The organism is Streptomyces sp. NPDC034049 (assembly GCF_055575575.1).
Window position 1 is genome coordinate 1 of record NZ_JBVISJ010000029.1, and the last position, 23,158, is coordinate 23,158.

Genomic DNA, 23,158 nt, shown 5'->3' on the forward strand with positions numbered 1-23,158 from the left:
GACAGAACGTCGCCGCCCACCCCGACCTGGTCCGCGCCGAGGCCCGCGCCGGGCACGAGGTCGGCAACCACTCCTGGAACCACCCCGACCTCACCCCCGAGCAGATCGCCTCCCAACTCAACCGCACCAGCGCCGCCATCAAGGCCGCCACCGGCAAGGAGCCCACCCTCTTCCGCCCGCCCTACGGCGCCATCAACGCCACCGTCCGGTCCGCCACCAGGCTTTCCCCCGTCCTGTGGGACGTGGACACCGAGGACTGGAAGTATCCCGACGCCGGCAAGGTCGCCCAGACCGTCATCGACAAGGCGCAGCGCAACAGCGTCGTCCTCATGCACGACATCCACCCCACCTCCGTCGCCGCGATCCCACGGATCCTGCGCACCCTCACCGCCCGCGGCTACCACTTCGTCACGGTCAGCCACCTGCGCGCCAGCCTCTGAACACCCGCCGACACCTCACGCGCCGGGCGTTCCCTGACTCCCAGCAGGAGTCGGCCTCGACATCGTCAGCGGATCCGGTGGCACCGTCTGCCTCGGCTCCGGCGTCGCGTACGACGTGATCGAACTCCTGCCCAATACGGCCGATGGCGGCCCGAGTCCGCTTGTCGGCCACCCAGTTGTCGAACCATCAGATTCCGGCGTGGAGCCGGACACCGAAGGAGTACGCATTGCTGCCCAAGTCAGTCAGGTGGGGGGTGCTCCCCGCCCTCGCAGGTGTGGTGGCCGTCTCGGTCGCCGCGCCTGTACCGGTCGCGCAGGCCGTCGCCCCCGAAGCAGCGTCGATGGGGCGGTACACGGCGACCGCCAGAACCGTGACCCTCATCACCGGCGACCGGGTCATTCTGCGCACCCAGCCCGCCGGCAAGGTCCCCGCCGTGTCCGTGCTGCCGGGCAAGGGCCGGGAGGACATGGGCTTCCGCGTCGTACGCTCCCTCCGCGCCGGGACACAGCACATCAGCGTGATTCCCCATGATGCCGAGCGCCTCCTGGCCACCGGGAAGCTGGATGCGCGGCTGTTCGACGTCACGGAGCTGATCCGCATCGGTCAGGACGACACACGCTCGCGCTCACTGCCGTTGATCGTCATGGAACGGGCCGACAAGGGGGCCGCCCGGTCCGCTCTCACCGCGCACGGAGCCGACCTCGGCCGCACCCTGCGCGCGCTGAACGGCGGCACCCTCACCCAGCCCAAGAAGAGCACCAGTGGTCTGTGGCAGTCACTGCTCAAGGGACGATTGTCCAGCCGAGTCAGCAAGCTGTGGCTGGACGGCAAGGCGAAGGTCCTGGACGACGAGAGCAACAAGATCGTCGGCGCCCCCGCCGCCTGGAAGTCCGGCATCACCGGAAAGAACGTGCTGATCGCCGATCTGGACACCGGTATCGACGCCAAGCACCCCGACTTCAACGGCCGCATCGCCGCATCGAAGGTCTTCACCGGCACCGGCCTCAAGGACGGGTTCGGACACGGCACCCACACCGCCTCGACCATCGCCGGCACCGGCGCGGCGTCCCGAGGCAAGTACGCGGGCGTCGCGCCGGGCGCCAAACTGCTCATCGGCAAGGTCTGCGACGACAACGGCGCCTGCCCCGACAGCGCGATCATCGCCGGCATGGAGTGGGCCGCGGCCCAGCACGCCGTCGCCGTCAACCTGAGCCTCGGCGACACCGTCACCGACGGAACCGACCCGGTGGCCACCGCCCTGAACCGGATCACCGCACAGACCGGCACCCTGTTCGTGGTGGCCGCCGGCAACGAGGGCGGGCCGCAGGGCAACGGCGTGGACGGCACCGTACAGAGCCCCGGCAGCGCGGACGCGGCGCTCACCGTCGGCAGCACCACCAAGCGTGACACCCTCAGCGACTTCTCCAGCCAGGGCCCCCGACTCGGCGACGACGCCGTCAAACCCGACATGGTGGCACCCGGCGAGGACATCATCGGCGCCCGCGCCGACGGCACCAACATGGACACACCCACGCCCAACCCGCGCTACGAGCAGGCGTCCGGCACATCCATGGCCACCCCCCACGTCACCGGTGCCGTGGCCCTGCTCGCCCAGGCCCACCCCACCTGGAAGGCCACCGACTTCAAGAGGGCCCTGACCTCCTCGGCGCACGGCCTGAAGAACCTGACCGCCTTCCAACAGGGCTCCGGCCGCCTCGACATCGTGCGTGCCCTGAAGCAGAAGGTCTACGCCACCTCCGGCGCCGCCAACCTGGGCCTGTTCGCCTGGCCGCACGCCGACGCCACCGCCACTCGGCAGATCACCTACCGCAACGACGGCGACCAGGCGGTCACTCTCAAGCTCGCCCTGGACACCTACGGCCCGGGCGGCAAGCGGGCCCCGGCCGGCATGTTCTCCCTGGACGCCACCAGCGTGACCGTCCCCGCGCACGGCACCGCCACCGCGAACGTCACCGGCCGTACGACCAAGGCCCAGATCGGCCGCTACGGCGGCGCAGTTCTCGCCACCGCCGCAGGCACCACGGTGCGTACCGCGGTCGGCCTGTTCGCCGAACCGAAACGCCACACACTGACCGTCACCGGCCTCAACCGTGAGGGCAAGCCGGCCGCCGGTGCACTGCTGACGATCGTCGGCCCGCACACCGGCATCCAGCAGGCCATCCGGCTGGGGAGCGACGGCACGTTCCGGCTGCGCCTGCCGGAGGACGACTACACCATCCTCGGCATCGACGACAGCCTGGCCGAGCTCGACGGTTCCGGCACCCGGACCGGCACCCGGACCCTGCTCGCCGCCACCGGCATCCGCACCGACCAGGACCGCACCGTGACACTCGACGGCCGCAAGGCCGGCAAGGTCTCGGCCCGCGTCGACCACCGCGACGCCACAGCGATCTCCACCTCGGCCACCCTCGCGCTGCCCGGGGGGCAGGCAATCGACAGCTACTCACTCACCGCCGTCGTCGGCAGCAAGGCCACCCTGTACGCCACGCCCACCGCACAGGCCCCGGGCGTCCGCTACGCCGCCTCCGCCACCCTCACGGGCAAGGACTCGGGCGGCGCCTACCGCTACTCCCTGCGGCAGACACACAACGGCGGCATACCTGCCGAGACCAACCCCGTCGTCCACGACCGGCAACTGGCCACCGTGCGGGCCGGTTACGCCTCCCAGGGCGGCAAGCGGGTAGCAGCCGTGCGTTCCGATCAGCCGACCAACGAGACGGAGTTGATGCCGTTCATCCCGACGCTGCACACCGCACTGCCGAGCCGAGTGACCGAGTACTACTCAGCCGCCCCCGGACTCACCTGGACGCACTACCTCGACGTCTTCGGGACGACGGACAACAGGCCCGACGGCACTCTCCCGGACCATGACGAGACGACCGCGGTCCGTCGCTACCAGGCCGGACGCACGTACACCGTCGACTGGAACCGGGCCCCCGTCGGCCCGGCCGTCTACAGCTCCACCCGCAAGGGCAACTACCTGTCCCTGGACATGGCGCCGTATGCCGCCACCGGCACCGAGCAGCGCCTCGACGGCTCCTCCAACTTCGCGATGGAAGGCGAGGCCGTGCTGTCCTCCGGTGGACGGGTCATCGACCGTGCGGGCGACCTCTCGAACATCGGCTTCACCGTCCCCAGCGCCGCCAAGCGCCGCTACACCCTGACCACCCGCACCACGCGCACGGCCGACTGGACGGCGCTCGGCACTCGCTCCACGCTGACCTGGGGCTTCTCCTCGACACGGCCTCGCGGCTCGACGTCCTCGGCGCTGCCGCTACTGACCGTACGCGCCGGGGGAGCGGTCGACCTCAAGAGCACCGCCCCTGCCAGCCGTACCTTCCGCGTCCCGCTCACCGTGCAGCGCCCCAAGGGCGCCGAACGATCGGCGGTGACCCGGCTGACCCTCAAGGTCTCCTACGACGACGGCCGCACATGGAAGACCGTCCACGTCACCCGCCGAGGCACCACCGGCAGCGCCCTGCTCCACCACCCGAGTCGCACCGGTTACGCCTCCCTGCGGCTCAGCGCAGCGGACAAGGCGGGCAACACCGTCACCCAGACCGTCATACGGGCCTACCGAATCGCCCCCGTCCACTGACCCTGCACGACGGCGCCCACGCGGAGACCTCCACTCCTGGTGAAGGGGTGCAGGGTGCCCCGGCCTTGGTCGGGAGCATGCGACGCGGTAGGCATGGCCTGAGGGGGGAGCACCGGGTCTTCCTGGCGCTCCCCCCTCAGGTGCGCCTGGTTTCTCGGTGCCTCGCCCCAGCTGTCACATGCGCTCGCGGTGATCACATGGTGTCGATCACACGCGAGGCCGGTTCAAGAGCCGGGAGAGCACGATGGCGCTCTCGGTCCGTTCGACAGGAGCTGTGGCGCGCACGCGTTGGATGGCCTGTTCCAGATGGTGGATGTCTCTGGCGAGCATGTGGACGACTGCGTCGGCGGCGCCGGAGACCGTACAGGCTTCGACGACCTCGGGGATGCCCTCCAGGGCTCGGCGCAGTTCGGCGGGGGTGGGGTTGCCGGTGCAGTAGACCTCGACGAAAGCCTCGGTGTGCCAGGCCAATGCCTGAGGGTCGATGAGAGCGGTGTAACCGCGGATCGCGCCTGTGGCCTCCAAACGGCCGAGACGCCGCTTGGCGGCGGGCGCGGACAGCCCGGCCGCCTTGCCGATCTGGGCGTACGTGGCCCGTGCGTTGTGCAGCACATAGCGGATGATCGCTTCATCGATGGCGTCCATGACCCACTCCAGACGTCAGACCCTGTGGCGTGACGCAAGTATTCGCCATGAACTCGCTGACATTGCAAGAAATCGACCGTAAGTAGCAGCAAATGGCGATTGCTTGCGTTATCAGGCCGAACATAGTCTCCGGCTTGTCCTTATGTCACGTGCCGGGAGCAGTGTTGATGACAGCAAGCCTGAGCGGTGTGGAAGCCTCGGCACTGGCCGCGGTCGACGAGGCGGCCATCGGCCGGTTGCTGCTGGAACTTCTCGCTGTTCCGAGCGTGACGGGGAGCGCCGCGGAGTCCGAGCTTCAGCACGTCCTGGCCCGGCATCTGGAGCGGATGGACCTCGATGTCGACCTGTGGTCCATGAACCTGCCCGAGCTACGTGCCCATCCCCGTTTTCCCGGCAGCGAGGCCCCGCGCACGGAGTCGTGGGGCCTGGTGGGCGGCACGCGACCCCAGGGCGACGGGCCGACCCTGGTCCTCCAGGGACACGTCGACGTCGTCCCTTCCGGGGACCTGGCGCGATGGGAGGGCGACCCCTTCCGCCCCCGGGTGACCGGGGACGTGGTGCACGCACGGGGAGCGTGCGACATGAAGGCGGGCGTGGTGGCAATACTCGCCGCCTTGACCGCGATACGCCGAGCGGGCGCGAAGCTGCGCGGCCAAGTGGCCGCGCACTTCGTTGTCAGCGAGGAGGACGGAGGGCTCGGAGCGTTCGGAACCCTCGAACGCGGCCACACCGGGGATGCCTGCATCATCACTGAACCGACCAGCGGCGCGCTCATGACCGCGAACGCCGGCGCCCTGACGTTCCGTATCGAGGTACCCGGCCGCGCCACCCACGGCAGCACCAGATACGTGGGAGTGAGCGCCGTCGACGCCTACCTGCCCATCCACCGGGCGCTCGCCCGTCTCGAAGCCCGCCGCAACACCGACGCCGGCCCCCTGATGGCCGAGTATCCCATTCCCTACCCGCTGTCCGTGGGTACCGTCCGGGCCGGCGACTGGGCCAGCAGTGTGCCCGACCTGCTGGTGGCCGAGGGAAGACTGGGTGTCCGGCTGGGCGAGGATCCGGCCCAGGCGCGCACCGAACTGGAGACGTGCGTGGCCGAAGCCTGCGCGGACGATCCGTGGCTGCGCTCTCATCCCGCCATGGTGACGTGGCCCGGAGGCCAGTTCGCCAGCGGACGGCTGCCCGCCGGACACCCGCTCGCGGCCCTGGTCGGCGACGCGCACGCCGACGTCACCGGTGGCCCACGACCGCCGGAGCGAGGCGCTCCCTACGGCAGCGACCTGCGGTTGTACTCCGGGGCGGGCATCCCCACGCTGCAGTACGGCCCCGGCGACGTACGCTTCGCGCACGGCCCGCAGGAACAGGTCCGCCTCACCGAAATCGTCGCCGTCACCCGGGCACTGGTGCTCGCCACACTGCGTGCAGTCGGCACCGAGTAGTACCGCCCGCAGCTCGGGTGGATGGGGATGCGCACGTCACGCTACGCGACGCCGCGGGCGAGAGCGGAGAGCGGATGACCTTTCCGGTCCGGACGGTGAGTCGGTCAGGCGGTGGCCGCGTCGCGATCGCCTTCCGCGCGCGGGGTAGTCGAGCTTCGAAGGCATCGGCCGATGCGAGCCCGGCGCACGCCAAAACCAGCAGTAGTGCGGCTTCAAGGGGTCGGTGTCGCAGTCGGCAAACTCGTGCTCGCTCACCGGGCGTTGGCCAGCGGCACGGCGAACGCGGCCCACTTCAGGCGCTCGCGTGCCGTGTAGAGCTTTTCGACGGTCTCGCGGGTCGGGGAGACTCTGGTTGTCTGTTGGCTTCAGGGGCCGCTACGAACAGACAAGACTGAAAAGCGCAGCGTCAGCATTTGGAGTTTCTCGGCAAGCTGAGAAATTGTCAGTTAACCCCAACCTGCTGGGTCGTTGTGTGGAGCAGGGTGGGAGTGCGTCCAATTCGGCGGGGTGCAGATCCTGGACCCGAGCGATGACTCTCCAAGAGCCCTTGGCGCTCTGTTTGCCCGGTGCCTGGCACCGTCATAGAGTGGCATCAGGCAATTTCACGCTTTCCGGATCCGCCTCTTGTCATCGGGTTCGGCGACATTTTCTCCGGATGCCCGGATTGAGAATGTCGCCCAGTCAACAAACGGAGGCGTCGAAAATGAGAATGAGTCTGCCCGAGCTGCGCGCCCTCGCCGCGGAGGCAGGGTTCACCGGCGATGACATCAAGATCGCGGCCGCCGTCGCCATGGCAGAGTCCAAAGGCGACGCGGGCGCTGTCGGCGACCAGCATCTGGTCGACAACAAGTGGGGGCCGTCCATCGGCCTCTTCCAGATTCGCTCCCTCAAGCACCCGGGTCAGTTCTCCCCGCCGGACACGCTGAGGGTCGAGGGAAAACTCAAGAACCCGCTCTACAACGCCAAGACGGCGAAGGCCATCAAGCACGCACACAACTGGAAGCAATGGTCCACGTTCGTGAACGGAGCCTACAAGCAGTACATGGATGGCGGGTCCGCCGGCCCGTCCCGCTTCGAGCCGTTCCCAGGCGCGTCGTTCTTCCACACCGGACGGAAATCGCCGATCGTCGCAGCAATGCATCAGCGGCTCGTCGCCGAGGACTGCAATCGGTACGAGTCGAGTGCCGGCGCCGACACCTGGGGCCCGGGCGATGTGAAGTCCTTCGCCGCCTGGCAGCGAAAGCTCGGCTTCGCAGGGGGCGACGCCGACGGCATCCCCGGCAGGACCAGTTGGGACAAGCTGCGGGTCCCCAACGTGTGAAGGCTGAGCCACGGAGACGGAAGCGAGTGGAGCGGAGCGAGCGTACCCGCATCCACGGCCCGGCCGGAAAGGACGGCGTCATGCCCGAGAAGAACTTCGACGACGAAGACCTGAAGGCGGCTCTCGCCAGAACAGACGTCAGCGACGGACCCGGAACCGACAACCTCGACGACCTTCCCGAGAGCGACTTCGTCGCCTTCGCCGAGGACGGCGTCGAGAACGACATGGAGGACTCCAAGTGACCGCCACCATCGCTTACGACCGTGACGTGGCGAACCTCATCGACGAGCTGAGCGCGACGGGCCACGTCTTTCACACGGCCCACAGGAAGACCTCGGTCACACTGCATCACAACGCCGGCCGCTTCTCGCACCAGGGTCTGCTCGAGGTCTGGAGGACGCGTCCGGCCTCGGCCCACTTCGACGTGGACGCCGCAGGCGAGGTCGCGCAGTACGTCAAGGTGAACGAGTATGCCTGGGCCGTCGGCAATGTGGCAGGCAACCAGCGCTCGATCAGCATCGAAATGGCGAACGCGACGCTCGCGCCCGGCTGGACGGTCGGCGAGACCACCTGGAGGAGTGCCGCGCGTCTCGCCGGCTGGAACTTCGCCAAGGTGATAGGCGAACGCCCCAGCAAGAGCAACCTCTTCTACCACCACCACTGGTCCTCGACCGTCTGCGCCGGCCCGCACATGGACGACATCTACGACAAGGTCCTCGAGGCGGCTCAGGCGGCGTACGACCAGTTCAAGAATTCCCACCCCGACCCCCAGCCGAACACTGAGCCGTTCCCTGGTGCGTCGTTCTTCCACGCCGGACGGAAATCGCCGATCGTCGCCGCGATGCATCAGCGGCTCGTCGCCGAGGACTGCAACCGGTACGAGTCGAGTGCCGGCGCCGACACCTGGGGCCCGGGCGATGTGAGGTCCTTTGCCGCCTGGCAGCGAAAGCTCGGCTTCGCAGGGGGCGACGCCGACGGCATCCCCGGCAGGACCAGTTGGGACAAGCTGCGGGTCCCCAACGTCTGACCTTGTGCCGCACCACTCCGCGCTGCTCTTCTCGGGCTCGCTCCGGGCCCCGACGCCCGTCAGCAGGTCCGTGGGTCCCTGTCGTCGTCCTGGTCGGCCGAGTGAAGCAGTTCGATGACACGTTCCTCGTACCGGACGCGGGCCGGGGAGAAGTCGTACGGCATCTTGCCGGTGGCCTCCATCGCGCTCATCCTGGCCCCGTCTTCTTCCTCGCCGGCGTGCTCGTCCTCCCGGTCCAGGAGGACGTTGAGGGCCTCCTCCAGGTCGGATGTTTCGATGGCGGCTGCCAGGGCGGTCTCGTGATCACATCGCTGGGCGGCCAGGTCTTCGATGCTGGGGTCGTCGGGGGACATGGTGTCGTCCAGGGCTGCCTCGGCCTCGGCCAGGCGGTCCTCCTCGGCCCGCAGCTCGGGGTGGGTGGCCAGGACGATGAACCGGTCGGCCTGGATAGCGGCGCCCACCGGGCCGTAGACGCGCTCCGTGACCAGGAGGGTATCGAGGTCGGCGGAGCGCAGGGCTCGCGGCGGTAGATCGCGCAGGCGGCCAGTGACCAGTGTTGAGAGCAGGCCCAGGGGGTTGCCCGCCTCGCGGAGGCGGTTCACGGCGGCCCGTTGGGCCTCGATGGCGGCAGCCTTGGCAGCGAGGGACTCCTCCAGGCGTGCCAGGGACTGCTCGATGTCGGCGGTGCCCTTGAAGGCGGCGTGAATGTCGTCCAGGGAGATACCCGCATCGGCCATCCTGCGGATCCACAGCAGGCGGATCATGTCGTCGTATCCGTAGCGGCGGCGGTCGTCACTGCCTCGTTCCGGTTCGGCGAGGAGCCCGATGGCGTGGTAGTGGCGGATGGCGCGGGGTGTGGTCCCGGCGAACGCGGCGGCATCACCGATCTTGACCCGGCGGGGAATCGCAGGAAGGGGCATGCGAGGGAACCTCTCGATGTCGTGCTCGCCGCCTACTGGACCACATGCCGCTACGGCACATGCAAACCCCTCTGTCGTGGGGGCGCGCGTCCGTACTCCGCACCGACCTCTCGGATGCCGCCGCGGCAGCCGAGCCCAGCACGCTGGCCGTGGCCGTGGCCGAACGGGACGGTCACGGGCAGGCCGCGTTCTCGTTCCACGCACAGAACACGGCCGACCGGCAGTGACTGTGAAAGAACTGGCGGGAGTTGACTGTCCGGCACCTCCCCTGCCTGCATACCGACTCACTGGCCCTGGTCAGGGAGCCCGGCGCACAGGCGCAGTTGCGGTGGAATTCCTTCAATGCCGGGCTGCTGCACCACCTCGGAGCCCGTCGGCTCCTGAGCGCCCGACTCGCCGCGCTGCGTCTTGACGATGTGGCGGAAGACGACCGGCTCGCCGCCCGGGTAGCTGCTCTGACCTGCTCGGTCGCCGGCCCCGATCCGCCGTGGCACGACCAGTTGGTACAGCTCGCGACAGCCGATCACGCCTGACCGACAGACGGGCCGCGCCGGGTAATCCCGTCCGAACTGTTGACGCGTTGGTCAGATGCCGCTCATCATCGGGCCACTCGATGTCAGCGTTGACACAAGTCAGCGTTGACACTCTCTGGTCCGCGGTGTCGACGACATCGCGGACCAGGGCGTCATATTTCGGGCCGCCCGCCGCAGTCAGCGCTGTGCTGCGTGGACGGCCGCAGCAGAGGAGGCATCGTGAGCTCTGGACGTGTATCCCGGCATGCCCGTGTGCGGATGACCGCCGCGGCGGCCGTCTGTGCCCTGTCCGCAGCCCTGCTCGCCCCCCAGGATGCCGTGGCCGACACCCCGCTGTACTCCGAGACCTACCGTCCCCAGTTCCACTTCACGCCGGAGAAGAACTGGATGAACGACCCCAACGGCCTTGTGTACTACAAGGGCGAGTACCACCTTTTCTACCAGTACAACCCGAGTGGCAACTCATGGGGCGACATGTCCTGGGGCCACGCGGTGAGCACGGACCTCGTCCACTGGGACGAGCTGCCGCTCGCTCTGTCGCACGACGACGAGGAGATGGTCTTCTCCGGAAGCGCCGTCGTCGACGAGAACAACACCACCGGGTTCGGCACCAAGCAGAACCCGCCCATGGTGGCGATCTACACCAGCCACAACAAATCCACCGGCACCCAGGCACAGTCGCTCGCCTATAGCACCGACCGCGGCCGTACCTGGACCAAGTACCAGGGCAATCCCGTCATCGACATCGGCTCGAGAGACTTCCGCGACCCCAAGGTCCAGTGGTACGCGCCGACCAAGAGCTGGCTGATGACGGTGTCGCTGTCCGCCGAACACAAGGTCCGGTTCTACTCGTCCAAGAACCTCAAGGACTGGACGCAGCTCAGCGAGTTCGGACCGGCCGGCGCGACAGGCGGTGTGTGGGAGTGCCCCGACCTGTTCCCCCTCGCCGTCGACGGGGACACGAACAACATCAAGTGGGTCCTGGTCGTCAACATCAACCCCGGTGGTATCGCGGGCGGTTCGGCCGCCCAGTACTTCATCGGTGACTTCGACGGCACGAAGTTCACCGCCGACGACGACGGCACCTACACCCCACCGTCCGGGACCGTCGTGCAGGACTTCGAGGGCACCGGCTTCGGTTCGTGGACGGCCACGGGCACCGCGTTCGGCCCGGGACCGGCGGCCGGGACGCTCGACGGGCAGCAGACAGTCGGCGGCTTCGACGGCAAGGGCCTCGCCAACAGCTTCCACTCCGGGGACGCCACCACCGGCACCCTCACCTCGCCCTCCTTCACCGTCGACAGCCCCTACCTGAACTTCAAGATCGGCGGCGGCCGGCACCCGCACCAGCCCGGGACGGTCCTCGCCGACTTCGAGGGCGGCACCTATGGCGACTGGACGACGACGGGTGACGCCTTCGGCCCGGCACCGGCCACCGGCACCCTCCCCGGCCAGCAACAGGTCTCCGGCTTCCAGGGCAGCGGCCTGGTCAACACCTTCCTGAACGGCGACGCAAGCACCGGCACCCTCACCTCGCCCGAATTCACCATCGACAAGCGATACATCAACTTCCTCATCGGCGGCGGCAACCACCCTGCCGGCTCCGCCGACCCCACCGCCCTCGAACTCCTCGTCGACGGCCGGGTCGTGCGCAGCGCCACCGGAAAGGATGCCGAGGCACTTCAGACGGCCTCCTGGGACGTCCGTGACCTCGCCGGCAAGAAGGCGCAGATCAGGGTGGTCGACGACAACACGGATGGCTGGGGCCACATCCTCGCCGACCAGATCGTGCTGTCCGACACCCAGGCCCAGCCCGGGTCCCAGGAGACCTCCGTCAATCTGATCGTCGACGGCCAGGTCGTCCGCAGCGCGACCGGCTCCGACAGCGAGAAGCTGGACTGGGCCTCGTTCAACATGCGCCCGTACCTCGGCAGGAAGGCGCAGATCCAGCTCGTCGACATGAACACCGGCGGCTGGGGCCACATCCTCGCCGACCAGTTCACCGCAGCCGACTCCTCCGCCCTCTCCGTCCTGCAGCGCGCCCACTGGGCCGACTACGGCAAGGACTACTACGCGGCCGTTTCCTGGGAGAGCGCCCCGGGCGGCAAGCGGTACATGATCGGCTGGATGGACAACTGGGACTATGCCGGCGCCATCCCCACCTCCCCCTGGCGGGGAGCACAGAGCATCCCCCGCCAGATGGCGCTGCGCACCGTCGACGGCCGCGTCCGGCTGACCAGCGAGCCCGTGAACAGCGTGAAGTCCCTGCGGCAGGAGCCTCCGGCGACCGCGACGGCCGACGTCGTGACGAACACGTCGAAGGCACTGATCGGTCCCGCCGCCGAGGGCAAGGCGCTCGACATCGAGGCCACCTTCTCCCTCAAGGACGCCGAACGCTTCGGGCTCAAGGTCCGCACCGGCGCCGCGGGCGAGGAAACCGTCATCGGCTACGACACCACGACCCGGGAACTGTACGTCGACCGCACCCGCTCCGGCGCCGTGGACTTCAACAGCACCTTCCCCGGCATCCAGACCGCGCCTCTGAAGGCAGTGAACGGCGAGATAAAAATGCGGATCCTCGTCGACTGGTCGTCCATCGAGGTCTTCGGCGGCGACGGCGAAGCGGTGATCACCGACCAGATCTTCCCCGACCCCGCCAGCCAAGGCGTCCAGGTCTTCGCCGAGAACGGCTCGGTGGAGCTGAACAAGGCCACCGTCTGGCACCTCGACTCCACCCACGACTGACGCGGACGGCCACACGCCCAGGACAGCCCGGCACATGCCAAGTGCCGGGCCAGCGCCTTTTCTTGCTGGACACACCACGAGCCCGTAGGAGAAGCCGCCCCTGGACCCGGCAGCGTGGTCAGGACGGCGACGGTACGGCGGCATGCCTGATGTCCGCATCATCACGGTGAGTTCCGGACTGGGCCCCGGGTCGGTCGCCGCCCGGCCTTGCCGCCCACGCGGCGACCGAGTCAGGGATCGAGAGGCACACCATGGGTGTCGCAGGCGACCTCGGGCCCCGGAACATCACGGCCGGTGTCGTGGAGGCGGCCTGATGGAGGGCGGCATGGAACCGCCGGACCCCGAGACTCGCAAGGCCCTGCTCAGCTCGCTGTCCCTGCAACGCGCGGGGCACCCCGACGAAATCGCCGCGGCGATCGCCTTCCCGGCGAGCCCCGTCGCGTCGTACGTCACGTGCGCGACGCTGGACGCCCACGGTGGCTACGACGCCTGACCCCGAGCCCCTGCCGCGCGCCCCGAAGGACATCGCGCCTTCGGGGCGCGTACCGCTACGACCCGCGACAAGGCGTACGACTCGAAGGCTGTGCGCGGTGAACTGAGACGCGGCTGCATCCAGGCCCTGATCGCCCCCAAGGGTTCCCCAACATCAAGGGCCTGAGCAAGCTCCGCTGGTCGCCGAGTAGACCTTCGCCCTGCTCCACAAGTTCAAACGCCTCGCGGTCCGCTGGGAACGACGTGTCGAACTCCACGACACCTTCGTCTCGTTGGCTTGCAGCCTCATCTGCTCCACACGCCTCAGGAAGACCGGATCGCGATCGCGTGATGAGCTCTGAGGAGAGCGGTTCCTGGCGAACGATCTTCTCGGCGGACCGCCGCCCACGACCAGGGTGAGCCCCGAGTGAGGGTCACGCCAGCCCTTCGACCTGTGCCTTGAAGGTGGTGGAGGCTCAGTGCGTTGCGTTGCATCGTGTACGACGCACGGTGCGGCGGGCCGGTGCGTACCGCGTCGCGGGTGGGCGGGCGCGGCTGTGAGTGCTGGTCAAGGCCGGAAAACCGGCCGGGCAGAAGCGTTTTGCCGCCAACGATCCGTAACTGGGTCGCCACGCGGAGTGGGACGGGGTTACACAGGTCGGCGGACGTTGTGTCGGATGGGGGAGGGGTGGCCGGGTGGTACTGACGATCAACGTGGCGGTTCTGCTGGCGGTGATCATCGTCGTGCGGCTGCGTCGGCGTACGCAGGCCCGGAGCCGGTTCGACGAGAAGTTGACCGTCGTCATCGTGCTGGTCTTCGGCGTGCTGATCGCCCCCACTGCGTTCGGCCAGGGAGTCCTGGATGTCGTCGTTCAGCTGGTGGAGGGCGCTTCCCGGTCGGGTCGCTGAACTCCCGGCGGTCGGTGTGGCATCGGCCACGGACCAACCGTCGGTGAACAGGCTGCGGACTAGGGGTGCTTTCTCATGGTGGGCCGGATGTGGTCGGCGTAGCGCGCCCCCGCCGCCATGGCCCGGTCGCTGGGCAGCAGGACGACGACCTTGACCGGCTCGGTCTCGGCAACACCGTCCCCGCTCTGGTCCCCCGTCGGCGCATTGGCGCGTCAGCACGTGGACGGCTTCGTTGCCCAAGCCCGGGCCGAGCGCGGGGCCGGGATCATCCGCTCGCCGAGGTCGGCGGCGCTGTCCGGTGTGACGGGCTTGGTGACGAGCGCCGGGTCGGCTCGGTGTTTTCGGCGGTGATCACCACGGTTCGGGACGCGGTACGGTGCTCGATCCGCGTCTTGTGGTCGGGGGCGTCCAGGTGGAGGTACGGGAAGCGGACGCGGTCCTGGGGCCGGGCGCGGGAACGCGGTCAGCCGGCCTTCCCTGTCCTGGCGGAGCCGCTAGACCTCGTTCTTGGATATGCACAGCGCGGTGCGCATGTACCCCCTCAGGTCAGGTCGGGCCGGGCTGCCTGGCCCGCGCGTTTTTCGCGAGTTGTTTTTTCGGCACCAGGGTCTCGAAGGCGAACAACGAGCGAGCCGCTACACCTGGATCGACCGCCCCGGCCGCATCGGTGGCGGTCAACGGCGAGACCGCCAGACCAACGAGCCCTGCACAGGGACCACGACCTGCCTCCCTGGCCACGCGCCGCGGAGGACGCGTCGTCACCGACCGGGACTCGCCACAGGCCCCGGCGTACTCCCTGGCCGTGCTCGCCTGCACCACGACAAGAGACGCCATCCACCAGGAATGGCTGCATCAACGGTGAACTGCGGAGGAGACCGAATGAGAATGAGAAGGATCGGAAAGCGGGCGGCTGCACTGGTCGCGACGATGATCGCCGCATTGCTCCTTCCGCTGGCGGCGCAGGCACCAGCACAGGCAGCACCGAACGACGCGACCGGACCGACCGCGTGGACACCGGGGATCTCCCCGCTGTACGCGGGCGAATACGTGACACGGAATGTGTCGAGTGCCGATCGGAACACGGCGCTGGTGACGTGCTCCTTGGCCTCTGGAATCGCCTGCGTGTCGGTTGGCCAGGGCGACGGCCGACACAGCGTCTTCCACCTGTTCAGGTGCGAAACACGGTCGCTCTCGAACTTCATCGACGCACTCGCTGTCCGAAACAACCAGACCGGCGGAGCCCAAGTCCATTTCTGGGGGCCCAGGTACTCGGTCTGGATCCCTGCGAACGGCGTGATCCACACGGTTCCGGACTACGCGACGTACGACTTCAATCGCCTCGATCTCTGCTGAGGGCACATCGACCCGGGCACGCTGAGCATGGTGTCCGGGTCGGAAACCAGGGGTGGGCCACTTGAAGTGGCTCAGAGGGTGTTGAGGCCGGGGCGATCGATGAGCTGGTCCCGGATCGGAGGGCAGGGACGGCATCCGTCTCCAGCGCACAGGTGGTGCCCCGACTGTCTGGGCACCCCCTGTGCTCGCCATGCCGTCGCTCATGCTCCGCACCGCCCTGAGGCCGGTGACCGCGGTTTCGCCGAACTGGCCTCGGTACGCCTGCCCGACGCGACATGCGTCGAACTCATGCTCGACGCGTTCCGCACGGGCAAGGCCCACCCGCTGCCCGAGCCACCCATGCCCCCCGACCAGACAGGCGTGACCGACGCAGTGGCCGCCCGGCGCGAGTCGCCTGGGCCGGTCGAGCGACAGTGGCCCCGCGCGCGGGCCGATCAGCGAACTCGCCGCCTCGGTCGATCCCGTATCGGGGAACGTCGCGACGCCCGGCCCTGGTCGTCAGGACAGCTCCTCCCTGGCCCATGCGAAGAGCGGGCGTGGATACACGCCCGCTCTCCGCACCATCCGCAGCCACTCGGTTGATGCGGACGATCCTCCAGAGCTGGTCGTCGTTGCTCAGGTCGTTCCACTGCACGACTGCCGCGCCGTTGCTGGTCAGCGACTGGGCGACGGCGGCGTTGAAGCCGCTGCCCACGTTCTTGAGTTTGTAGTAGCCGTTGCCCGCGTCGATGAGGGTCCACTTCTGCGAGTTACCGGTGGACGGTGTGTTCTGGACGACGACGGCTCCGGCAGTGGTGGAGCCGGGCTGAGGACATCACCGTCGGGTCCCGGCGGTGGTGTCATGTCGGGTGGATGAGGCGGTTCTCGTAGGCGAAGATCACGGCCTGTATCCGGTCGCGGAGTTCGAGCTTGTGCAGGATGCGCCCCAGATGGGACTTCACGGTCGCCTCCGCGAGGTACAGGGTGGCCGCGATCTCGGTGTTGGACAGGCCGCGGCCCACCTGGATGAGCACCTCGCGCTCACGAGCGCTGAGCCGGCTCAGCCGCTCGTCGTGGTCGGTGCCGCCGGCGTCGGGGATGTGCGGGCGGAGGTTCTCCAGCAGGCGGCGGGTGATGCGCGGGGAGACCACCGCGTCGCCCGCGGCCACGCTGCGTATCGCGGCGAGGAGTTCCTCGGGCCTGGTGTTCTTCAGCAGGAAGCCCGAGGCTCCGGCGTGGAGTCCGGCGAAGGCGTATTCATCCAGGTCGAAGGTGGTGAGGATCAGCACGCTGCTCCGCGGGGAGACTCGGATGACCTCCCGGGTCGCCTCGATGCCGTCGGTCTGGGGCATCCGGACGTCCATGAGGACGACGTCGGGGCGTAGCTCCCGGGCGAGGCGTATGGCATGCGTGCCGTCCGTGGCTTCGCCGACCGGTGCCATGTCGGGCTGGGCGTCCACGATCGTGCTGAAGGCCATACGGAGCAGCGCTTCGTCGTCGGCGATCAGGATGCGGATCGTCATGCGGGCGCCGCACCGTTGCTGCCGAGGTCGAGGCGGGTGTGGACTCCCCAGCCGCCGCCCGGGAGCGGTCCGGTCCGCAGCGTTCCCCCGTAGGCGGCCGCGCGCTCGCGCATGCCGGGGATGCCGTGGCCGGATGGTGTGGCGCCGGGAAGTGGCGCGCGGGGACCGCTGTCCGTGACGTCCACGGTGACGGTGTCGGGTGCGCACCGTATCCGGACCCGCGCGCGTGTGCCGGTGGGTGTGTGCTTGAGGGTGTTGGTCAAGGCTTCCTGCACCAAGCGGTAGACGGTCAGTTGTGCGGTGGCGGGTATGTGGGTGCGGTTGCCCTGGACCTCGACGCGGGTCGGCAGCCCGGCGGCGCACATCTGGTCGGCGAGAGCTGCCAGTTGTGCGATGCCGGGCAGCGGGTGGCGCTCCGCGTCCGGTTCGTCGGTCCGCAGGATGCCCAGCGAGCGCCGCATGTCGGTCAGGGCCTGTCGGCCCGTCTCGGAGATCTGGAGCATCACGGTGGTGGCCTTCTCGGGCGACCGGTGCTGGGCGTAGACGGCGGCGTCGGTGAGCGCGACCATGACGGACAGGTTGTGGGTGACGATGTCGTGCATCTCGCGGGCGATACGTGTCCTCTCCTCTGCGACGGCCAGTCGCGCCTGCTGGTCCTGTTGTTGCTCCAGGCGTGCGGCCCGTTCCTCCACGGTCGCGAGGTAGGCGCGCGTGGTCCGCGCGTTCACACCCAGGACGGCGGAGGCGACGACCATCGCCGTCAAGGCGACGAAGAGGGTCAGGAATGCGCCTTCCGCCGCCCAGCGCAGACAGGCCAGCAGGGCGCCGCCCTCCACGAGGGCACCGGCGACGAGCGTGCCACGCCGGTCCGAGTTCGCGGCCACCGTGTAGAGCGCCACCAGCAAGGCGATGTCCGCGGGCAGTTGGACGTCCGTCAGCCACTGGACGAAGGCTGCGGCTGCCACGGCGCCGAGCACCGTGAGCGGGGCCCGGCGCCGCCACACCAGGGGCAGCGCGAGGGCGGCGGTGAGGGCCACGGCCACCGGGAGTTCTCGCGGCGCGCGCGTGGTCGTGATGTGGAGCAGGAGCAGCGCCGGCAACAGCGAGTCCCACACCACGGGCGGCAGCCGAAGGCCCCAGCGCCGGGCGGCTCTCACCGGTCGCCCCGTTCGCACGGATGCCAGGTCGGCGGACCTCGTCATCCGTACGGCTGTCTTCGTCCGCCGTCCGCGTTCCCGGATGCGCACCGGGTGGGCATGGCCGGGTTCCGCGGCCGCCTGGGTCATCACATGTCCCTGTCGATCGAGCATCATGGTGGCTTTGGCCGGGCCACCACCGCGTACAGCCGGAGCCGGGCCGGATAAGGGGAGCGAGGGGCGGCCGGGCTGCCCGGTGTGTTTCGTAGCCCTGTCACGGTAGGCCGCAGTTGCGGCGGAACACATGAGCCCACTGTCTGATGGCGCTGCTCTGAGATGCGACCGTAGGAGGAGTCTCGCTACCCCCGTAGTCGCAAAGCGGCCGCTGGACTGGCGTGTTCGATTGCGACTCCGGTCGCACGGGAGACCGGCCTCGGATTGCGACTTCGGCGGCACGCGATGGCGACCCGGGATCGATGTGGCATCGCGTGCCCCGCGCTGAGGATGGCCGCATGACCGAGATCATCACGGGGCTGTACCTGTCCCCTCTGGAATTTCTTGCCTTGCTGGGTGCCGTCGTGCTGGTGGTGGCGCGCTGGCTTCCCGCCGCTGCCCGCCCGCGCGTGACGATCGCGGCGGGGGCGGTGTCGGTGCTGTCCGCGATCGTGCTGAGTGTGACGGGGATCCGCTGGCAGCTGCTGCCGGTATGGGCAGGCGCTGCCTTCGCGCTGCCGTTCGCCTTCGCTCCTCGGTTGCGACGCCGTAGTGGTCGGCCGGCGTGGCGGGCCCGATGGTGGCTGGCGTTGCCGGGGTCGGCTACCTGCCTCGGCCTGATCGCCACAGGCCCGGTGGCTGCCTGGTCCTTTCCCGTACCGGTGTTTCCCGAGCCGTCAGGTCGTTTCGCGGTCGGCACCCGTGTGATGCAGTGGACCGACCCGCACCGCCCCGAGACCTTCACCGCCGACCGGCACGACCGGCACGACCGGCACGACCGGCACGACCGGCGCACCGTCGTGGTCCAGCTCTGGTATCCCGCGCGGAAGAGCCCCGCAGGCGCGCAGCGGGCTCAGTACCTGGGACGCACGGAGCACGAGGCACGCATCGTCTCCGACGCCCTCGCTCGCCAGGTCGGCCTGCCCGGCTTCCTGGTCGACGGTCTCCCGCGTGCCCGCACCCATGCGGTCTTCAACGCCGCAGTGGCCGGCAGGAGCGGACGGTTCCCGGTCGTACTGTTCTCTCCCGGGTCGGGCGGAGTGCGCACCCAGAACACCGCCTGGGCGGAGGAACTGGCCAGCCACGGCTACGTGGTCGCCGCCCTCGACCACCCGTACGACTCCGCCGCCGTCGTCCTGTCCGACGGCCGAACGGTTCGCACCAGGACCGCCTCCACCGGCGACCGGGACAAGGACGACCTGTTGGCGGCCGACTGGACGGCCGTTCGGGCCGCTGACCTCAGCTTCGTCCTCACCCAACTGAACCGTCTGGCCCGAGGTGAGATCGCCGGCCCGCTGACCGGACGCCTGGACACCAGCCGGGTCGCGGTGACCGGCCACTCCATGGGGGGTGCTGCCGCCCTGCAGGCAGCCCGGCAGGACAGCCGGTTCGACGCCGTCATCGACCTGGACGGTTACCCCCACGGCCCCACCTCGCCCTCCCTCCGCCAACCGATGCTCGCGCTCACCCAGGTCATCACCCCCGGAACCGACCCGCACTACCTCCCCCGCCTCACCAAGGTCCTCAAGCACAGCGCCGCGACGAGCTACCGGCTCACCATCCCCGGCGCCGCGCACCTCACCTTCATGGACGGCCCCCTGTACCTTCCGCCCGTGCCCTCGATAGTCGGCTCCCTCGGCCGCACCGAGAGCCCGAGCGTCGTCGCCGCGACCACGCTCGCCTTCCTGAACACCACCCTGCGGCACACACCCGGTGACCTGGCCGACGTTCTGTCGGCCTACGGAGACCTCCGCGTCTACCGCCCGGGCAACAGCCGCTGATCAGCTGTGCCACGGCAGCCGACGCACGGCCGTCTGCCCTGACGAGGACGAACTTCGGCCGGGCGGTCGCCGGCCTGCCGAAGACGTGGCGTCGGACACCGTCGGCCGTGCCCCCTCCCACCAGTCCGAGTCATCCATCGGCGTGCCGGTGGTGGCCAGCGGCGTACCGTGATGTGGCGTCCCGGCGCAGGACCGTTGTGGCCGACACCCGTTCCGCCGACGTGGACGCGCTCGGCGCGGCACATGTCGCCGAATTCGACCGCTCGACCGGCCACCTGCGCACCCGTCACTCGGACGAACTCGTCTCCCACGGCCACTGGGAGTCCCTGCCGGCTTCGATGAGAGGGATCAGCCGGAACGCGGCGTCGCTCAGGCCGCCGAAGGTGTGGTGGTGCGGGCCGGACGGCGCGTGGGCGGGGGCGTAGCCGGCCAGGTTCCAGGTGTAGACGGGGATTCGGAGAGGGATCGTCTGCAGCGGGTTGGACCACTGACTGGGGCCGGCCTGTTCGTCGGTGACCACGACCACCCGGTCGTGACGGTCGTAGTGCCGCCTGAGCGCGAGGGCTGTGTTGGTGCCGCCGAGGTCATGGAAGCGATCCAGGACGCGCAGGACGGGCTCACCCGGGGCGAGTTCGACGCGACGGCTGTCCGACCCGAACTCCACCAGGTCGGCCCGCGCGGCCCGCTGTGCCAACGCCGTACCGAAGATGGCCGCTGAATCCGCCCGGTTGAGCTGGGTGTGCTCGCTGGGCTGGTCGAACATCGAACCTGACCGGTCCACCAGGATCAGCGTGCGGCCGGGCAGTTCGGGGACGTTGGCCAGGGAGTGTCCGAGGGCTGTCTCCAGAGCCTTCTCCCAGCGGAGCGAGGGCGCGTTGCGATGGGCGGCGAGGTAGCGGAACGGGAACTGCCGCGAGCGGCGCACCTCGTCAGGGCTGGAGATCCGCGCGGCGACCTCGTCGGCGACCCGGTCGCTCACGCCGGCCTGGTCGAGATTGCGCAGATTGCGTACGAGGGCCATCGCCCCCATCGACGGAATCAGCGCCTCCCACACCGCCGCGTCGAGCGGCCCCTGCAACCAGCCCGCCACCGACTCCCAGGTCATCCCTGCCGCGTTCAGCCGCTCACTGCCGCCCGGTGCGGTGACCAGGGCACGCCGTTCCTCGACCGGTACGGCCATCAGCTCGCGGTGTGCGGCGAGCAGCGTCGCGCCGGGAGGGGGAAGAGCGCGGTCGGGGTGGTGGCGGCGGTCGATCGCGTACTTGAACAGGTCACCCTGCCACGGACGTCGGGGGTCGGGGGAGGGGTGGGTGAGTTCGATGACGTCGCCGAAACGGTAGGGGCGTGCGGCGGTGTCGTACTTGAGGAGCGCACGCCCGGTGTACAGACGCCGTGCGGCGTCGGCGATTCCGCGCTTCAGCGGCTGCGGGATTCTGCGCCCGTGCCGAGACGTCCAGTACGCCAGCAACTCACCGGGCTCGTCGGCCCGTTGGAGGACGGCGGACACGGCCTGCCGTGAGAAGCCGACGGCGCCCGCCTCCAGCCTGGCCCGCACGAACTCGGCGGCGCCCACGAGGGAAGCGGTGCGCATGTGGGCTTCTGTGCGCAGCCAGCCCAGCAGGCCGAGGGTCCACTCCGGATCGCTGACGGCGAGCTTGCGTACCAACTGCTCGTAGCGCTCGTCGCGGGCGGCGGCGTCCTCGTAGAAGGTGTGATGGCCGACCATGTTGGCCACGGACAGCAGGAACAGTTCCGTCTTGGGCGTGCGCGCGTAGGCGGCGCCACCCTGGTGCGTACGGTTGTGGAGTCGGTGCGCGGGCGGGGGGCGCAGGCCCGGTGCGGTGGCGGACGGCGGGAGCAGCCACCGGCCGTGGGTGGAGAGCGACGAGGTCGCTCCGCCAGCGGTCAGGCCCGGTATCTCCGCCTGGATCTCGCTCCTGGCTTCGGACTTGGCTCGCTGACGGTTGAAATGGGGCATGCAGAAGGTCCCTTGGGAGACGTTCTTGGAAGAAGGAGGGACGCCTTCCGAGATCAGTAGTGGCACCGGGGTGGTGTTGCGTTTTCAGAAAGGAAGTAACCGGGGCACAGCGCATCGGAAGGCGTCGGACACGCACGCTATTCGATGCGACGAGCGACCGCACGCGATTTATTGCCCGCGCTCCGCCCAGTCCGAAAGCCCGCCCCCCGCGCCCCCTCGCCCCCGAGCAGGAGCCGCTGACGACCGAGGGGCCGGAATGGAGGTGGCGTCGAGCACGTGACCACTTGAACTCGAGCTTGTGATGTCGGTCGGGATCAACAAGGAGGCTGCAGCCAGTGGCGTGAGGCAGACAGTGTCACCTCGGTGTCGTCGCTCCATGAGCAGACCTCAAGCCACGACAGGTAGCCGTCCTGCGTGAAGACCAGGACCTCACCAGGGCACTCGCCAGTCTCGGTGACCAACTGCGCCTCGGCCGCCACGACGGTGCCGGGGCCGACGGGCGCGGGCTCCGCCTGGCTGGTGTCGAGCGCGAAATGGGCAGTGCCGCACCCGCAAGTGCAGCGCTCTCGCACACTGAGGTACGGAACCTGCCTACGGAGCGCGACATGAACCGGATCCTCCGCGCTCAGGACCAGCGCAAGCACGTCGGCCACGTCGACAGGCAGGTTCTCGGTCATCCCGTCACCGTATCTGGCCCGCGGCTTCGGACGATGACCGTGCCCGGCCCAGCACCGTTCGGCCGGACAGCTCACGTGTCAGGACGAGGGTGGTGCCGGCGAGGCAGCCGTCGATGGCTTCCGGTAGGTACTGCAGCATCTTGCACTTGCGCTTCACGGCGCGGGTGATCTGGCTGAGGTCAACGGAGGCGAGCAGGTCGATCTCCACCAGCGGACCGATGACCAGTTCCGAGACTTCATGGCTGTCTACGCTCCCGGAGCGGTCGCCGTCGTGGTCACGTACGCGTTCCCCCTCTGGGGAACCTCGGCAGACGGCGACACCCGCCCCGGAGTGTCCTTCGCGCTCTGCGTTCTTATCTCGGTTGCCTCGTTCGTCATAGTCCTGACCGACCGACCACGCACAGGTCTTCGGCCCTTTCCGCGGCTATACGGACGGTGCAGGCGC

The 23,158-nt window shown here is 69.1% G+C and carries 17 protein-coding genes and 3 pseudogenes; 12 read left to right on the plus strand and 8 right to left on the minus strand.

The window, feature by feature from the left end:
- A partial coding sequence (locus ACZ52C_RS40765) for a polysaccharide deacetylase family protein (RefSeq protein ID WP_469079589.1) occupies positions 1–440 on the plus strand: 440 nt, incomplete at its 5' end.
- Between the two features lie 227 nt (positions 441–667).
- Complete coding sequence (locus tag ACZ52C_RS40770) at positions 668–4,060, plus strand: S8 family serine peptidase (RefSeq protein ID WP_469079590.1); 3,393 nt, start codon at positions 668–670, stop codon at positions 4,058–4,060.
- 207 nt (positions 4,061–4,267) lie between these two features.
- On the opposite strand, the gene ACZ52C_RS40775 is transcribed toward ACZ52C_RS40770, so the two are convergent.
- Positions 4,268–4,705, minus strand: coding sequence for an Lrp/AsnC family transcriptional regulator (locus ACZ52C_RS40775; RefSeq protein WP_086800909.1), 438 nt, complete (start codon positions 4,703–4,705; stop codon positions 4,268–4,270).
- Between the two features lie 167 nt (positions 4,706–4,872).
- Between ACZ52C_RS40775 and ACZ52C_RS40780 the strand changes: the two genes are divergently transcribed.
- The 4 genes from ACZ52C_RS40780 to ACZ52C_RS40795 all read left to right on the plus strand — a co-directional run bounded on the left by ACZ52C_RS40780 (position 4,873) and on the right by ACZ52C_RS40795 (position 8,495).
- Positions 4,873–6,147, plus strand: coding sequence for an ArgE/DapE family deacylase (locus ACZ52C_RS40780; protein ID WP_469079591.1), 1,275 nt, complete (start codon positions 4,873–4,875; stop codon positions 6,145–6,147).
- A 703-nt stretch (positions 6,148–6,850) separates the two neighbouring features.
- A complete protein-coding gene (locus tag ACZ52C_RS40785) occupies positions 6,851–7,468 on the plus strand; it encodes a peptidoglycan-binding protein (protein WP_469079592.1) in 618 nt (205 codons plus the stop codon).
- A gap of 80 nt (positions 7,469–7,548) precedes the next feature.
- Complete coding sequence (locus tag ACZ52C_RS40790) at positions 7,549–7,710, plus strand: hypothetical protein (RefSeq protein WP_159040960.1); 162 nt, start codon at positions 7,549–7,551, stop codon at positions 7,708–7,710.
- Positions 7,707–8,495 carry a peptidoglycan-binding protein gene (locus ACZ52C_RS40795; RefSeq protein WP_469079593.1) on the plus strand — a complete coding sequence of 263 codons (789 nt, stop codon included), beginning with the start codon at positions 7,707–7,709 and terminating at the stop codon, positions 8,493–8,495. Before ACZ52C_RS40790 ends, ACZ52C_RS40795 begins: the two co-directional genes overlap by 4 nt.
- Before the next feature lie 59 nt (positions 8,496–8,554).
- Here ACZ52C_RS40795 and ACZ52C_RS40800 read toward each other — a convergent pair whose 3' ends face one another.
- Positions 8,555–9,415 (minus strand): MerR family transcriptional regulator, encoded by an 861-nt coding sequence (locus ACZ52C_RS40800; protein ID WP_469079594.1) that lies wholly within the window; start codon positions 9,413–9,415, stop codon positions 8,555–8,557.
- Positions 9,416–9,519: 104 nt separating this feature from the next.
- Between ACZ52C_RS40800 and ACZ52C_RS40805 the strand changes: the two are divergent.
- The 5 genes and pseudogenes from ACZ52C_RS40805 to ACZ52C_RS40825 form a co-directional block, all read left to right on the plus strand.
- A pseudogene (locus ACZ52C_RS40805) lies at positions 9,520–9,948 on the plus strand (carbohydrate kinase family protein); the annotation flags it as partial.
- A 219-nt stretch (positions 9,949–10,167) separates the two neighbouring features.
- The gene (locus ACZ52C_RS40810; RefSeq protein WP_469079595.1) at positions 10,168–12,693 is read left to right on the plus strand and encodes a GH32 C-terminal domain-containing protein; all 2,526 of its coding nucleotides are present in this window, start codon (positions 10,168–10,170) and stop codon (positions 12,691–12,693) included.
- Between the two features lie 325 nt (positions 12,694–13,018).
- Positions 13,019–13,186: an SDR family oxidoreductase gene (locus tag ACZ52C_RS40815; RefSeq protein ID WP_469079596.1), complete on the plus strand. Its 168-nt coding sequence runs from the start codon at positions 13,019–13,021 to the stop codon at positions 13,184–13,186.
- Between the two features lie 674 nt (positions 13,187–13,860).
- Positions 13,861–14,073 carry a hypothetical protein gene (locus ACZ52C_RS40820; protein WP_469079597.1) on the plus strand — a complete coding sequence of 71 codons (213 nt, stop codon included), beginning with the start codon at positions 13,861–13,863 and terminating at the stop codon, positions 14,071–14,073.
- A gap of 885 nt (positions 14,074–14,958) precedes the next feature.
- Complete coding sequence (locus ACZ52C_RS40825) at positions 14,959–15,426, plus strand: hypothetical protein (RefSeq protein WP_469079598.1); 468 nt, start codon at positions 14,959–14,961, stop codon at positions 15,424–15,426.
- A 286-nt stretch (positions 15,427–15,712) separates the two neighbouring features.
- Here the strand turns inward: ACZ52C_RS40825 and ACZ52C_RS40830 are convergent.
- The 3 genes and pseudogenes from ACZ52C_RS40830 to ACZ52C_RS40840 all read right to left on the minus strand — a co-directional run.
- Positions 15,713–16,219: pseudogene (locus tag ACZ52C_RS40830) on the minus strand (RICIN domain-containing protein); the annotation flags it as partial.
- A 46-nt stretch (positions 16,220–16,265) separates the two neighbouring features.
- Positions 16,266–16,928, minus strand: coding sequence for a response regulator (locus ACZ52C_RS40835; RefSeq protein WP_469079599.1), 663 nt, complete (start codon positions 16,926–16,928; stop codon positions 16,266–16,268).
- Positions 16,925–18,085, minus strand: coding sequence for a sensor histidine kinase (locus ACZ52C_RS40840; RefSeq protein ID WP_469079600.1), 1,161 nt, complete (start codon positions 18,083–18,085; stop codon positions 16,925–16,927). Before ACZ52C_RS40840 ends, ACZ52C_RS40835 begins: the two co-directional genes overlap by 4 nt.
- Positions 18,086–18,576: 491 nt before the next feature.
- Here ACZ52C_RS40840 and ACZ52C_RS40845 point away from each other — a divergent pair, with 491 nt between their 5' ends.
- Positions 18,577–20,058 carry an alpha/beta hydrolase family protein gene (locus tag ACZ52C_RS40845; protein ID WP_469079601.1) on the plus strand — a complete coding sequence of 494 codons (1,482 nt, stop codon included), beginning with the start codon at positions 18,577–18,579 and terminating at the stop codon, positions 20,056–20,058.
- A gap of 286 nt (positions 20,059–20,344) precedes the next feature.
- Here the strand turns inward: ACZ52C_RS40845 and ACZ52C_RS40850 are convergent, their stop codons facing one another.
- From ACZ52C_RS40850 to ACZ52C_RS40860, 3 genes and pseudogenes are all read right to left on the minus strand, one after another.
- The gene (locus ACZ52C_RS40850; protein WP_469079602.1) at positions 20,345–22,036 is read right to left on the minus strand and encodes a TROVE domain-containing protein; all 1,692 of its coding nucleotides are present in this window, start codon (positions 22,034–22,036) and stop codon (positions 20,345–20,347) included.
- Between the two features lie 314 nt (positions 22,037–22,350).
- Positions 22,351–22,713 (minus strand): hypothetical protein, encoded by a 363-nt coding sequence (locus ACZ52C_RS40855; RefSeq protein WP_469079603.1) that lies wholly within the window; start codon positions 22,711–22,713, stop codon positions 22,351–22,353.
- Between the two features lie 73 nt (positions 22,714–22,786).
- Positions 22,787–22,933 (minus strand): annotated as a pseudogene (locus ACZ52C_RS40860) (IS630 family transposase); the annotation flags it as partial.
- Between the last annotated feature and the right edge of the window lie 225 nt (positions 22,934–23,158).

What these genes read in the sequence shown, in the direction of transcription:
- ACZ52C_RS40815 (WP_469079596.1), top strand. Translation starts at nt 13,019, where the DNA reads ATGGAACCGCCGGACCCCGAGACTCGCAAGGCCCTGCTCAGCTCGCTG.
- ACZ52C_RS40780 (WP_469079591.1), top strand. Translation starts at nt 4,873, where the DNA reads ATGACAGCAAGCCTGAGCGGTGTGGAAGCCTCGGCACTGGCCGCGGTC.
- ACZ52C_RS40775 (WP_086800909.1), bottom strand. Translation starts at nt 4,705, where the DNA reads ATGGACGCCATCGATGAAGCGATCATCCGCTATGTGCTGCACAACGCA.
- ACZ52C_RS40845 (WP_469079601.1), top strand. Translation starts at nt 18,577, where the DNA reads ATGACCGAGATCATCACGGGGCTGTACCTGTCCCCTCTGGAATTTCTT.
- ACZ52C_RS40835 (WP_469079599.1), bottom strand. Translation starts at nt 16,928, where the DNA reads ATGACGATCCGCATCCTGATCGCCGACGACGAAGCGCTGCTCCGTATG.
- ACZ52C_RS40790 (WP_159040960.1), top strand. Translation starts at nt 7,549, where the DNA reads ATGCCCGAGAAGAACTTCGACGACGAAGACCTGAAGGCGGCTCTCGCC.
- ACZ52C_RS40800 (WP_469079594.1), bottom strand. Translation starts at nt 9,415, where the DNA reads ATGCCCCTTCCTGCGATTCCCCGCCGGGTCAAGATCGGTGATGCCGCC.
- ACZ52C_RS40785 (WP_469079592.1), top strand. Translation starts at nt 6,851, where the DNA reads ATGAGAATGAGTCTGCCCGAGCTGCGCGCCCTCGCCGCGGAGGCAGGG.
- ACZ52C_RS40855 (WP_469079603.1), bottom strand. Translation starts at nt 22,713, where the DNA reads ATGACCGAGAACCTGCCTGTCGACGTGGCCGACGTGCTTGCGCTGGTC.
- ACZ52C_RS40850 (WP_469079602.1), bottom strand. Translation starts at nt 22,036, where the DNA reads ATGCCCCATTTCAACCGTCAGCGAGCCAAGTCCGAAGCCAGGAGCGAG.
- ACZ52C_RS40825 (WP_469079598.1), top strand. Translation starts at nt 14,959, where the DNA reads ATGAGAAGGATCGGAAAGCGGGCGGCTGCACTGGTCGCGACGATGATC.